This is a genomic window from Streptomyces monticola, from assembly GCF_042665355.1.
Classification (GTDB): Bacteria; Actinomycetota; Actinomycetes; order Streptomycetales; family Streptomycetaceae; genus Streptomyces; species Streptomyces monticola.
In genome coordinates this window covers 1-12,444 of record NZ_JBHTCF010000010.1, presented here as the reverse complement: position 1 = coordinate 12,444, position 12,444 = coordinate 1, and the positions used below count along the sequence as shown (strand labels likewise).

General features: G+C 70.9%; 12 protein-coding genes and 1 pseudogene. 5 read left to right on the top strand and 8 right to left on the bottom strand.

Annotated features, from left to right (window positions below; translation table 11 throughout):
- Positions 1–79 precede the first annotated feature (79 nt).
- From ACFQVC_RS22680 to ACFQVC_RS22665, 4 genes are all read right to left on the bottom strand, one after another.
- Positions 80–1,030, bottom strand: a complete 951-nt coding sequence (locus tag ACFQVC_RS22680; protein WP_381833218.1) for an FKBP-type peptidyl-prolyl cis-trans isomerase — start codon at positions 1,028–1,030, stop codon at positions 80–82.
- A 176-nt stretch (positions 1,031–1,206) separates the two neighbouring features.
- A complete protein-coding gene (locus ACFQVC_RS22675; protein WP_381833215.1) occupies positions 1,207–2,364 on the bottom strand; it encodes a hypothetical protein in 1,158 nt (385 codons plus the stop codon).
- A gap of 211 nt (positions 2,365–2,575) precedes the next feature.
- Positions 2,576–3,925, bottom strand: coding sequence for a hypothetical protein (locus ACFQVC_RS22670; RefSeq protein ID WP_381833212.1), 1,350 nt, complete (start codon positions 3,923–3,925; stop codon positions 2,576–2,578).
- Positions 3,922–4,899 carry a hypothetical protein gene (locus ACFQVC_RS22665; RefSeq protein ID WP_381833209.1) on the bottom strand — a complete coding sequence of 326 codons (978 nt, stop codon included), beginning with the start codon at positions 4,897–4,899 and terminating at the stop codon, positions 3,922–3,924. Before ACFQVC_RS22665 ends, ACFQVC_RS22670 begins: the two co-directional genes overlap by 4 nt.
- 415 nt (positions 4,900–5,314) lie before the next feature.
- Between ACFQVC_RS22665 and ACFQVC_RS22660 the strand changes: the two are divergent.
- A pseudogene (locus ACFQVC_RS22660) lies at positions 5,315–5,733 on the top strand (GNAT family N-acetyltransferase); the annotation flags it as partial.
- Positions 5,734–5,804: 71 nt separating this feature from the next.
- Positions 5,805–6,263 carry a protein kilB gene (locus tag ACFQVC_RS22655; protein ID WP_381833206.1) on the top strand — a complete coding sequence of 153 codons (459 nt, stop codon included), beginning with the start codon at positions 5,805–5,807 and terminating at the stop codon, positions 6,261–6,263.
- 31 nt (positions 6,264–6,294) lie between these two features.
- On the opposite strand, the gene ACFQVC_RS22650 is transcribed toward ACFQVC_RS22655, so the two are convergent.
- Entirely contained in the window at positions 6,295–7,455 is a 1,161-nt protein-coding gene (locus tag ACFQVC_RS22650; protein ID WP_381833919.1) for a sensor histidine kinase, read from the bottom strand.
- A gap of 353 nt (positions 7,456–7,808) precedes the next feature.
- Here ACFQVC_RS22650 and ACFQVC_RS22645 point away from each other — a divergent pair, with 353 nt between their 5' ends.
- From ACFQVC_RS22645 to ACFQVC_RS22635, 3 genes are all read left to right on the top strand, one after another.
- Complete coding sequence (locus ACFQVC_RS22645; RefSeq protein WP_381833203.1) at positions 7,809–8,360, top strand: cupin domain-containing protein; 552 nt, start codon at positions 7,809–7,811, stop codon at positions 8,358–8,360.
- Positions 8,353–9,138 carry an SDR family NAD(P)-dependent oxidoreductase gene (locus ACFQVC_RS22640; RefSeq protein ID WP_381833200.1) on the top strand — a complete coding sequence of 262 codons (786 nt, stop codon included), beginning with the start codon at positions 8,353–8,355 and terminating at the stop codon, positions 9,136–9,138. Before ACFQVC_RS22645 ends, ACFQVC_RS22640 begins: the two co-directional genes overlap by 8 nt.
- Before the next feature lie 225 nt (positions 9,139–9,363).
- Entirely contained in the window at positions 9,364–10,641 is a 1,278-nt protein-coding gene (locus ACFQVC_RS22635) for an RICIN domain-containing protein (protein ID WP_381833197.1), read from the top strand.
- 67 nt (positions 10,642–10,708) lie between these two features.
- On the opposite strand, the gene ACFQVC_RS22630 is transcribed toward ACFQVC_RS22635, so the two are convergent.
- The 3 genes from ACFQVC_RS22630 to ACFQVC_RS22620 form a co-directional block, all read right to left on the bottom strand.
- Positions 10,709–11,296 carry an ankyrin repeat domain-containing protein gene (locus tag ACFQVC_RS22630; RefSeq protein WP_381833916.1) on the bottom strand — a complete coding sequence of 196 codons (588 nt, stop codon included), beginning with the start codon at positions 11,294–11,296 and terminating at the stop codon, positions 10,709–10,711.
- 191 nt (positions 11,297–11,487) lie between these two features.
- Complete coding sequence (locus ACFQVC_RS22625; protein WP_381833194.1) at positions 11,488–12,084, bottom strand: ankyrin repeat domain-containing protein; 597 nt, start codon at positions 12,082–12,084, stop codon at positions 11,488–11,490.
- Positions 12,085–12,325: 241 nt separating this feature from the next.
- Positions 12,326–12,444 (bottom strand): heme-binding protein (locus ACFQVC_RS22620; RefSeq protein WP_381831789.1); only part of this gene is annotated, 119 nt, incomplete at its 5' end.

Here is a 12,444-nt window from a genome sequence, read left to right as displayed (position 1 = left end):
CGCAACACCCGCAAGAGGTGGGGCCGTGCAGGAGCTGGTCTCCTGCACGGCCCCACTGCGCGTACGGGGAAGCGAAGGCTCAGCCGGGGATGCGGTCCAGGATGTCGATGACGTGCAGCACCGGCTTGCCCGGCGGAGTGGCCATACCGCCCTTGGTGAACTTGAAGCCCGGGCGCTGGTTCGGCGGCACAGCGATCACGACCCGGCTGCCGACCTTCTGACCGGCGAGCGCTTCGTACCAACCGGGCAGCAGTGCCTTTTCCTTCATCAGGAAGCCGTTCGGCGTCTTGCGCAGATACGTCGAGTTGAAGGGCTGTTTGTCCTTCCACACCCACGACGTGGCCTGTACGACCACCTTGTCGCCGTCCTCGATCCGGGCCCCGTCACCGGCCACCAGAGCACCGCTTCTCAGCTTCTCGGGTGCCTGGCTGTCACCCCAACGGACGGTCGGCTCCTGCCCCTTGGGGACGTTCACCTCGGGAAAGCCCGCCACGGGTGCGCCGGGGCGCTCGGGGATCTGCTGGTGCGGCTCGTACGCGCCGATGAGGTCGAAGACGACCGCGAGGTGGTCGGTGGGCGTCACGTTGGCCGGTGACATGCCGTGCGGCCCGAAGCCGTGCGTGGCCGGTGCGACCATCAGTACCCGGCTGCCCGCCCGCTTGCCGATCAGTGCCTGGTCCCAGGTCTTGGCCACATGCTCGCCGTCGAAGGTGACGCTGGTCGGCTGCTGCTGGTCGTACGTGCTCATGAACCGCTTGCGCTGCTCCCAGATCCACATGTCTACCTCGGCGACCGCGATCTGGCCCTTGCGCAGCTCGGGGCCCTCGCCCTCGTGCAGGACCGTGGCCCGGGCCTTTTTGGGGGCGGGTTCGTGCGGGATGGTGACCGTCGGGCGCTGGCCCACGGGGCCCTTGACCCAGCTGACCTCCGGCGGGGCGTTGTCCGACCAGGGCGTTGCGCACCCGGCGGTCAGGGACGCGGTGAGGGCCAGGGCGGCGAGCAGGGCGCGGGCGCGTGGCGGCGATGGCACGGTGGGTCTCCTCGGGTACGGATGGCTGCGACGCTCCCGAGCGTTGCGGAGGAGACGGTGGACGGTGGGTAGTGAAACAGGGACACCCTCTGCCGTCCGCCCGTTCGGCGGACGGCAGAGGGTGCCGGGGATGGTGCGGTTCGGGCCCTGTGGCAGGGGCGGCAGACCTCACCCGGTCAGCAGTTCTTGAACAGCTCCGTCTTCGCCATCTTGGCCTTCAGCGCGGGGGCCAGGTGCTTCGGCGGCGCGAACGGCGAGCAGTAGCGCTTGTTCGGGTCCTGCGAGCGGTTGGGCAGCGCGCCCGCTTCCTTGGCGCTTCGCGGCATCTTGCTCGTGCCCTTGGGCAGCGCCCGGGCCTCCCGCACGTCACGGGGCATCGCCTTGCCGCCGGTGGTGGCCCAGGCCTGCTGCTCGTTGGGCGACATGTAGGGGTTCGCGTACTTGTCCGTCTTCTCCTTGTCGCGGATCACCGCGGCGTGGCCCAGGGAGAGGTCGGCGACGTTCGTACCGAACAGGCTCAGGTGGATGGCGTTGATGTAGCCGCTGGTCGCATTGGTGTCGTACTGGTACTTGTTGGTGCCGGCCTTTCTGGTGGGCACGCCCTTCTTGTCGGTGGTGACCTGTTCGTTGGTCATCACCGAGACCCACGGGAGCTCCGGGTGGTCCGGCGGGAGGCTGAGGCCGACGTTGACGCCCCACAGCGGCGGCACGTTCAGGACCTGCACGCCGGCCAGGTTCAGCGAGCCGCCGGCCGCGCCGCCGGTGAACTCGATCGCCTGCTTGGGCTTGGACCAGGCACTGACGTCGATGACACCGACCTCGACGCCGAGCAGGCCGTAGCGGCCGCCGTCGTTCTTGGGCTTCTTGGTGTCGAGCGGCAGGCCGACCTCGATGGTGCCGAGTCCGGCCTCCGCGTAGCTGGAGCCGCGGAAGTCCTTGAACTTGCCGCCTTGGGTCTCCGCCGGCGTCTGGTGACCCATCGCGCGCGTGAACAGCGCGGAGGCCTTGCCGAGGCCGACACCGTTCCTGTCGGTGAGGTTGATCAGATCGGCGCCGCCGGCCTGCGTGTGACCGGCCCGGGGGATCCCTGGGTAGTGCGACTCGAACAGCGGGATGTCGATGATGCCCGCGACGCCCTTGAGGCGCGCGACCCAGGCGTCAGCCTGGACGCAGTCCTTGGTGTCGTCGAGCACCACACCCCACTGATCGGAATCGGTGACCGGGTCCTTCTCGGCGTTCTCCGCCTGGGCCGGCATCACGGAGCACAGCAGCGCGGCGAGGCCAAGGCCCGCCGTCGCCGCCATGCGCGGCCCTGAGTTGCGCCACGTTCCCATGGCTCTCTCCTTGTGTGTGAAGCGGGCAGGACGACAGCAAAAGGATCGCTACTGTCCGTATAAAGATCACTTCGTACCGTGACATTTGCACGTCAGGGGCCCCCATCCGGTACTCAATGGGGCCCCCATCCGGTACTCAATGAGGGCGGCCCGGCGCTCACGGGGAGGCTCCGGGCCGCTGAGGAGGGGAGGGGTCGTGCGGGCCGGGGACCTACTTGAACCCGAGCCAGCCGAAGAAGTTCTTGCCGGCCTCTCCGATGACGCCGGCGATGTGGTTGACGCCGTCCCAGACGAACTTTCCGGCGTCGGAGATCACCTGGATCCCGCCCTTGATGATGTTGTCGGCGGTGTTGATGATCCCCTGGCCGATCGAGCCCAGGAAGCCGAAGAACGAGTTCGCGGCGCTGGCGACCGTGTCGAGCAGCGTCGGCATCCTGATCTCCGCCTTGGCCTTGGCGACCAACGGGACACCCTGTTTCTCCGCCTCTTCCGGCGTGAGGTCGGGGATGTCGAGCTCGATCTCGCCCGGCGGCGGGAACGGCGGCCGGGACCCCTTGTAGTTCGGCGTGACCTTGGCATCGCAGCCTGGCGCGTTGTCCTCGTAGCAGGGCACCCGGTCCGCCGCGCGAGCGAGGGCCCGCAGTTCGGCGGCCTTCTTCTGCTGCTTCTGTTCCTTCTTGTCCGGCTTGCGGCACGCCGCGACGTGACCCACCGTCACATCCGCGACCTCGGGCCCGAGCAGGCTCGCGTGCACGGCGTTCGCGTAACCGCAGGTGGACTCGGGCAGGATCGTCGTGTTCCCGCGCTTGTTGAGGGTGACCTTGCCGTCCTGGTCGGTCGTGTGGATCTCGTTGACGGTGACGGTGGCCATCGCCTTGTCATCGGCGGCGCCCTGCGGCAGGACGAGTTTGCGGTTGGGCTCGCCGAGATCACCCAGATCGATGGTCTTCTGCCTGTTCTTGGGGCCATAACCGATGCTGGCCTCTTTCGCCATCGCCGTGAACTCGATCGGCTTGCCCGGCCGGGTCACCGCCGACATGGCGAGCCCCGACAGGTCGATAGTGAGGAAGTCGGGGTTCTTCTTGTCGCTCGACCCGGGCGAGGGGATGGCGAGCGCTACCTGGCCGCTGCCGATGTCGGCCGTCGCCGCGCCGGGGGCGTCCACCGGGTCGCCCTTGTACTTCTCCGGCGGCGTCCTGTCGCCACGGGCGCGCACGAAGTCGGCCGAGGCCTGGCCCATGGGCACGTCCCCGGCCTTGAGTTCGGTGATGTCCTTCGCCGACACCACATCCTCCGGCGCGCCCTTGCGGGCCGGGAACGCCGCCTCACGCAAAGGCGTGGGCTCCACCTTGGACACGCCCTTCATGCGCGCGAGCCAGGCGTTGGCCCCGAGCCCCTTGTCCGTCGACACGACGGTGCCCCAGTCGCCGGGCCCGTCATCTCCGGGCGGCACGACGATGTGCGAGGCGGCCGGGCCCGAGCCGGCGAGCAGGGCGCCCGCGGTCAGGCATGCGGTGACGGCGGCCGTACGGGCGGTGGTGGTGCTGCGCCGGGCCGTCATGACCTGGTCCCCTTCGCCGGGCGTCCGTCCTTGCCCGCCGCACCCGTCCTGCCTGCCGCACCCGTCTTGCCGGGCGCGGTCACGGGAGCGCTGCTCAGCGCGGCGGCATGACCCACCGTCAGATCAGCAGCGTTCGTGCCGAGCAGGGTGAAGTGAAAGGCGTTGGTGTAGCCGCTGGACGCCTGCTCGTCGAAGGCGTACTTGCCGTCCTTGCCCAGCGTCGGCTGCCCCTTGGCGTCGGTGCTCACCTGCTCGTTGAGGACAAGGCTGATGGCGGGCGTCGTGCCCTTCTTGGGGGAGATGATGCCGCCGAAGTTCGGAAGTTCACCCACCGGGAAGTCCTTGGGTACCTCGATCATCTTCTGGCCGAGCAGTGAGAGATAGCCCTTCACTGGGTTGCGCTTGAACGCCACCGGCTTGCCCGGCGCCGCGGTGGCCGTCGTCGACACGTTCTCCAGGTGGAGGCCAATCGGGGACAGGGCGGGGGTGCCCTGCCCGCCCGTCCAGTACGGCAGCCCGATGTCAAGAGACTTGGCGGTCACCCCCGCGAAGACCGCCCCCTTCGCATCGACCAGATCCCCGCCCGGCTTCTTGGGCGGCAGCTTGCCGTCCACGGCCACGGCGATTCCCTCGGTGGCCCGCCCGAGCGGGAACTGACCCGCCCGAAGGTCGGCGGGAGCAGCCCCGGTGTTCACGGTGCGCGGCAGCTTCTTGTCGTGGGAGTGCGCCTGTACGAGGGTGGTGTCCGCCGCTCCCGGAAGCTGGCTGCTGCGCACCAGCCAGGCATGGGCCTGGGCATCCTCCCCTTCGATGATCTTGCCCCAGTAGTGCGGCGAGTCCACCGGTCCCGGTTCGAAGGACATGTCGGCCGCATGGGCGGGGGGAGCGACGGTGGCGCTCACGGCGAGTCCGAGGGCGGCGGCGAGCAGTACGCGGCTGAGGGCGCGTGGTGCGGCTGGGTTCTTCCGGTGCATGATGCGGATTCCTCACGTGGGCTGACATGCGTGTGACGCACTGTCAGCCGATCACCATGAGTAGTCGCCTGCACGCAGAGTGAGCCCAGCTGGGGGATGCGGGGCGCCGACCGGATGCCACGGCAGGTGCGCGCCCGGTCTTCCCGGACCCGGACCTCCTTCTCCGCCTTCTCCGACCGGTTCCGGGCCGTGGTCTTGGAGCGTTCGACACCCTCGCCATAGAAGGCCATGCGCCAACAACCGCTCCACGCACGCGCCGTGACGGCCGTTCACCGGCTGGGCACACTGAGGGGCCGATGCGGGTGGTGCGGTGGTGTGAGGGGCCGTTGACATGATCCGGCCGTGGATACGGGAACGAAGGCGAACGAGATACGGGCCGGCCGGCCGCAGACCGGAGCAGCGCGGGGAGTGGACCATGCGCCCCGCGCGGCCGGCGGACGTCGAGACGATCGCGGAGCTGCGGGCCGTCGTGATGCGCCCGGATCTGGAGCGGCTCGGCAGGTTCGACGAGGACCGGGTCCGCCGGCGGCTGCGGGACTCCTTCTCCCCGCGGCATACGTCGGTCATCGTGGCCGACGGCACCTTCGCGGGCTGCGTCACCTTGCGGCCGGCCGAGGACGGACAGTGGCTGGAGCACTTCTATCTCGCCCCAACTCTCCAGGGCCGGGCCTGGGTTCGGCTGTTCTGCGCGCCCTGCTCGAGCGGCTGGACGCCGACGGCGAGCCGGTCCGCCTGAACGTCCTGCAGGGCAGCGCCGCCCGGCGGCTCTACGAGCGCCACGGGTTCACCGTGGAGGCCCAGGACCCGATCGACGTCTTCATGGTGCGGACGCCCGGGTGCGGGGACGACGGCTCGACCGATCGACCCGCCCGTCATGACTACCGCTCCCTGAGGAGGACTTCGCGATGTGGTTGTGGTCCAGCATCATTGCGGTGCTCGGCACTTGGCTCGGCGGTGCGCTCACCGGGCTGCTGCAGATCAGGGGCGAACGAAACGCCAGGAACGCCGCCCGTGCCGACCGGCGGGCCGAAGCGCTGCGCGTGGCGCTCGCCGAGCTGGTGGCCGCTCTGGGTGACCACCGGCGGGCCATGTGGCACCGCGAGGAGCTGCGCCTGAACGGCGCGGGCCAGGAGGTTCTCGAGGCGGCCCGCGCCAACTCCCATGCCACGCGCTCCGCCGTCACCAGCCCGCTGGTCGCGGTCTCCGTCCTCGAACTGGCCCTCGCCGAACCGGCTCGTCAGGCCGCCCTGGCCGTGTTCGACCTGCGCGACGCCGCCGACCGGGCTGCCCTCGCCGCCCGTCGCGAGAGCGCCATCGCGGCCACCGACCACCTGGTCGCCGCCGCGGGCCGCGCCATGGCCTGATGGGCCGGGCCGTGTCCTGGTCCGGGTGCGCTCAGGGCCGGTGCAGCGGGACGGCGGCGGTGAGGACGGTGCCCTCGCCGGGCGTCGACTCGATGGTGAGGGTGCCGCCGAGCTGGCGCACCCGGGCGCGGGACGCCGGCACTCCGTGGCCGCGTACGCCCGTGGGAAGGTCCGGGAGCGTCGCCACGTCGAAGCCACGGCCGTTGTCGGCGATGTCCAGGACGACCTGGTCGTCGAGGGTGGTGAGGGTGAGCGCGGCGGTGGTCGCACCGGAGTGCTGGCGTACGTTGGCCAGCGCGCCCTGGGCGATGCGCAGCAGCGCCGACTGCACCAGTTCGGGCAGTGCGGCGCCGGTGGGGTCGTCGATATGGACGCGGACCGTCAGGTGGTCGTCGCTCTCGCGGGCCGCGAGGGTGCGCAGCGCAGCGGGGAGGCCGCCGCCCGTGGCGAGGTCGGCGGGGGCCAGATCGTGGACGAAGCGGCGGGCCTCGGTGAGGTTGTGCTCGGCGATCGACGCGGCGGTACGGATGTGGCCGCGGGACTTCTCCGGGTCCGAGTCCCAGGTCCGCTCCGCGGCCTGCAGCAGCATCTGCTGGCTGGACAGGCCCTGGGCGAGGGAGTCGTGGATCTCCATCGAGAGGCGCTGGCGTTCGGCGAGGGTGCCGGCGCGGCGCTCGGTGGCGGCCAGTTCGCGCCGGGTGCGGATCAGGTCATCGATCAAGGTGCGTTGATGGGCGGCCTGGCGCTGCATATGGCTGAAGACCGCGGTGGCGAAGGCGGAGACCGCGAGCGGGCCGACCACCAGGTCCAGGTTGAAACGCGGCGCCAGGGCCAGTTGCGCGAAGACCACGAAGAGAGACAGGAGGCCGACCAGGATGTACGCGGCCAGCGGCGGCAGCGTGCGCAGCGCCGCGTAGATCAGGGGGACCGCGACCCAGGCGAAGCTCGGGGCAAGTTCGACGAGCACCGCCCACACCACGACCACCGCGGCCAGCCACACCAGGCGGCGGGCCGACGGCCACGCCACCGGTACGTCCGGGACCGCCGGCACGCCCGGGCCGTTGCCCGCCACGTACAGCACGGCGAGCAGCACCGCCAGGGCGATCACCGAGTGGGCTTGCACGTCGTCGCCGTGGCGCTGGATGAACCGGGCCATGGCGGTGCCGAGCAGCAGAAAGAACGCCCCGTGCATGATGTACGCCAGCCAGCGGGCATCCGGGGCACCGGCGGGCAGCTGCTCTCTCGCACGCACCCCGTACCGCCTCTCTCACCAGCCACGGACCGGATCCGTGGGCTCGAAACCGTGCAAACACTCACATTCTCCACTGACTGGGCCGGATTGGGGGTGAGCCGCTGTGGGTGAACTCGTCGTCATCAGCGCCCAGATGCATCGTCGGCGCGGCGTCGGGGTGTGAGGACCCGCACTGGTGCGGCCGAAAACGGAACCGTGCGCACACGTACCTCAGTACGCTGCCGCAGACGCCTCGTGGGGAACCGGCGGGCACGTCCGTCGCGCGACTGCGGGCGCAAGGGAGGGGTGCGAGCATGCCGCGTACGGAGACGACCCCCGCCGAACTGGCGGCGCGTTACGGACTGCGGCCGCTGCCGGTGGAAGGCGGCCTCTTCCGCCAGACCTGGGCCGGACCCGTGGACGCGCAGGGGCGTCCGGCCGGCACGTCGATCATGATGCTGCTCACCGCGGACGAGGGCGACTTCTCCGCCCTCCACCGGCTTCCCATAGACGAGATCTGGCACTTCTACCGGGGGGACCCGCTGGAGCTTCTGCTGCTCGCGCCGGACGGAACGGACCGGGTGGTGCCGCTCGGCGCCGACGGGCCGGACGGTGGCGGCGCTGAAGTGCAGACCGTTGTACCCGCAGGGACCTGGATGGGCGCGAGGGTCGCACCCGGAGGGCGGTGGTCGCTGTTCGGCACCACCATGGCGCCCGGATTCCTGCCCGGTGACTACGAGGGGGCGGACGCCGCGGAGTTGTGCGCCCGGTTCCCGCAACAGGCCACCCGTATACGCAAGTTGTGCCGCCCGGACATGCCCCTGCGCATGCCCGCCCGATCCGAGCAAGGAGCTGCTGATGCGTGACCCCCAACTGCCCGACCTCACCGGCCAGGTGGCCCTGGTCACCGGTGCGAGCGGCGGCATCGGCGGCGGCATCGCCCGGCAGTTCGCCAAGGCCGGAGCGTCCGTCGTCGTGCACTACCACCGGGCCAAGTCACAGGCCGAGGCCCTGGCCGAAGAGATCGAGGAGATCGCGGGCGCGGGTGGCCGGGCCCTCACGCTGCACGCCGACCTGACCGACGAGGCGGACTGCGAACGCCTGGTGGAGGAGGCCGCCGCCTGGCAGGACGGACGTCTGGACGCGCTGGTCAACAACGCGGGCATCCAGCCCGTCACCCCGCTCGCCCAGCTGACCGCCGCGGACTGGCGCGCCCTGTACGACGCCGACACCACCAGCGCCTTCTGCTGCACCCAGGCGGCCGCCCGCGTCATGCGTGCGCGCGGCGGCGGCACCATCACGCACATCGCCTCCATCGAAGGCACCCAACCTGCCCCGGGCCACGCCCACTACAGCGCCGCCAAGGCCGCCCTGATCATGTTCGCCCGCTCGGCGGCCCTGGAGTACGGGGCCGACGGCATCCGCGTCAACACCGTCTCACCCGGCCTGATCGACCGCCCCGGCCTTTCCGACGCCTGGCCCGAGGGCGTGCGCCGCTGGACCGCCGCGGCCCCGCTCGGCCGGCTCGGCCGCCCCGAGGACATCGGCAGCGCCTGCGTCTTCCTCGCCTCTGCCGCGGCCGCCTGGATCACCGGCACTGACCTGGTGGTCGACGGGGGAGTGGGCGCACACCCGACCTGGTAGCGGCCTGAACCAGCCCCACCCAGCGAAGCTGGTCCGTACCAAACCCTTGACAGGTCTTTCGTTCACTTCTTAAATCACGCCGTGAACTAAGCGCTCCGCAGTGCCTGTCCGGCCCCGCCCCCCGTTCGCGCAGCAGCAACCGTCCGGTTCCGCATGCGCCTACTGCCGCCTGTCATCGGCATACCGCAACCAGGCTTCTTCGACTTGATCCTGGAAGTGAGAGTTATGGACTCCGCTCGATTACCCCGACGCCTGCTGGTGCCCCTCGTCTCGCTCCTCGCCCTCGCGTCGCTGTCCGCCGGACCTGCGCAGGGCGCGCCCACGCCCACACCCACCTCCGTGTCCGGCTCCGCGCCCGCGGCCGTCACGTTCTCCGACGACTTCAACGGCCCTGCGGGCAGCGCCGTCGACGGCGGGAAGTGGCAGATGGAGACGGGTGACAACGTCAACAACCATGAGCGGCAGTACTACACCTCGGGCACCCGCAACGCCGCCCTCGACGGCCAGGGGCATCTGGTCATCACCGCCCGCCGCGAGAATCCGGGCAACTACCAGTGCTGGTACGGAAGGTGCGAGTACACCTCCGCCCGCCTGAACACGGCCGGCAGGTTCACCACGACGTACGGCCGCGTCGAGGCGCGGATGAAGATTCCGCGCGGACAGGGCATGTGGCCCGCGTTCTGGATGCTGGGCAACGACATCGGCCAGGTCGGCTGGCCCAACTCCGGTGAGATCGACGTGATGGAGAACGTCGGCTTCGAACCGTCCACCGTCCACGGCACGCTCCACGGCCCCGGCTACTCGGGCTCCGGCGGAATCGGCGGCGCGTACTCGCTGCCCGGCGGACAGGCCTTCGCCGACGCCTTCCACACCTTCACCGTCGACTGGAGTCCGAACGCGGTCACTTGGAGCGTCGACGGCACCGTCTACCAGCGGCGCACGCCCGCCGACCTCGGCGGCAGGCAATGGGTGTTCAACAAGCCCTTCTTCCTGATCCTCAACCTCGCGGTCGGCGGCTACTGGCCCGGAGACCCCGACGGCAGCACGGTCTTCCCCCAGCAGCTCCTGGTCGACTACGTCCGCGTCACCACCGACACCGGCCAGCCGGGCGGCGGTCCCATCACCGGCATCGGCGGCAAGTGCGTGGACGTGGCCGGTGCCAACACCGCCAACGGCACACCCGTGCAGCTCTACGACTGCAACGGCACCGCGGCCCAGCAGTGGACCATCGGCGGCGACGGAACGATCCGGGCGCTCGGCAAATGCCTCGACGTCGCCTCGGGCGGCACGGCCGACGGCACGGCCGTCCAGCTGTGGGACTGCAACGGCACCGGCGCACAGCAGTGGGCGGTGCCCGCCGCCCGCGACATCGTCAACCCGCAGGCGAACAAGTGCCTGGACGCCACCGGCGGCAGCACCGCCAACGGCACCCGGCTGCAGATCTGGACCTGCACCGGCGCCGCCCATCAGAAGTGGACGACACCGAGCGTCGGTGCGACCTAGTCGAGGGACGGCGGCCCCGCACGGTGCCCGGAGGTGCCGCTGCCACGCGTGACCAACCGCTCCCCGTTCAGCCCTGGGCGGTGCGCAGCAGTTCGGCGATCTCCGTGTAGCCGCGGCGCTCGGCGTGCTGGAGCGGGGTCACGCCGCTCTTGTCGGCAAGGTCCGGATCCGCGTGGCCGTCCTCCAGGAGGAGTTCGACGACCTCTTGGTGGTCCTTGCCTCCGTCGCCGAGGATGACCGCCTCCAGCAGGGCGGTCCAGCCGAGGTTGTTGACGTGGTCGACGTCGACGTGGATGCCCGGGTTGGTGAGCACCTCGCGTACGTAATCCACGTGGCCGTGCTCGCCCGCCGGGATGAGGGAGGTGCCGCCGTAGCGGTTGAGGAGGGTGTAGTCCGGGTCCGCCTGGGCCAGGGCGCGTGCCATCTGCGCGCCGCCGGTCACGCCGGTCACGAGCCAGGGCGTGTCGTTCTGCTGGTCCCGCGCGTCCGGATCCGCGCCCGCCTCCACCAGCGCCTTCGCCGCCTCGACGTGGTCGCCGGTCGCGGCGAGCAGCAGCGGTGTACGGCGCCGGTCGTCGCGGGTCTCCAGATCCGCGCCGCGACCGATGGCCTCCCGCACGGCTTGCGTGTCGCCCTCCCGCGCGGCCTCCAGCAGGGCGGCGCTCGCCGCCCGAGCGGCCCGGGGGTCCTCGCCGGGCCGTGACTCCTGAGCGGACGAGGACGGCGAACTGCCCTCGCTAGCTGCGCTGTTGGAGGCTTCGGAAGCTGCGCTCTTGGATGCTTCAGTGCTGGTGCAGCCGGCCAGGAGGACGGCGGCCGCCGCTGTGAGACCCAGTGCCGCGCGCTTCACCGTACGGCCCTCAGCAGGCCGGCGATCTCGGTGTAGCCGCGGCGTTCCGCATGTTCGAGGGCGGTGACGCCGTCGCCGTCCGGGAGGCTGGGGGTGGCTCCTGCGGTGATGAGCAGTTCCACGACCTCTTGGTGGGCGCGGCCGCCGTTGCCGAGGATGACCGCCTCCAACAGGGCGGTCCAGCCGAGGCGGTTGACGTGGTCGACGTCGATATCGGTCTGCTGCAGCAGAGCCCGTACATAGGCGACGTGACCGCGTTCGGCGGCGGGGATGAGGCAGGTGCCGCCGTAGCGGTTGAGCCGCTTCAGGTCGGGGCGCCCCGGGAGCAGGGTCTCCATCATGGCGACGCTGCCGGTGACGCCGGTGACCAGCCAGGGGCTGTCCTCACGGTCGTCGGCGGCATTGACGTCGGCACCCGCGGCGACAAGCACTGCCGCGGCATCGACGTGGTCCGCGAGCGCGGCCAGCAGGAGCGCGCTGCGGCCGTGGACGCTGCGGGCATCGACCGGTGCGCCGGCGGTAAGGGCCGCACGGACGGCGTCGACGTCACCGTTCTCGGCGGCGAACAGCAAGTCGCGGTCGGCAGGGGGCATGGGGCTACTCCTCAGGGACGTCGCATCGCGCAGGGCGGACAGGGTCGTCCTCGCTGTCGTACGCACCGCTATGCCGACGCCCGTCCGGAGGCCTGCGCGGATCCGGGCGGGGAGAAACGGCCGGCGGCGCACGGAAGGGGGGATTCCGCGCGCCGCCGGGGCATGGGCGGGCGCATCACGCTGCGTACTCATGTCGGGGGCTGAACCGGATGAGACATCGGCGGGTACGCGCTCGGGGGTGTTACTTGCCGAGGGCCGCGACGCCGGCCTGGGCGAACTTCTCGTCCTGGTCGCCGGAGGGGGCGCCCGCGACACCGATGCCCGCGATCGGGGCGTCCTTGGCGGTCACGGGGGCGCCGC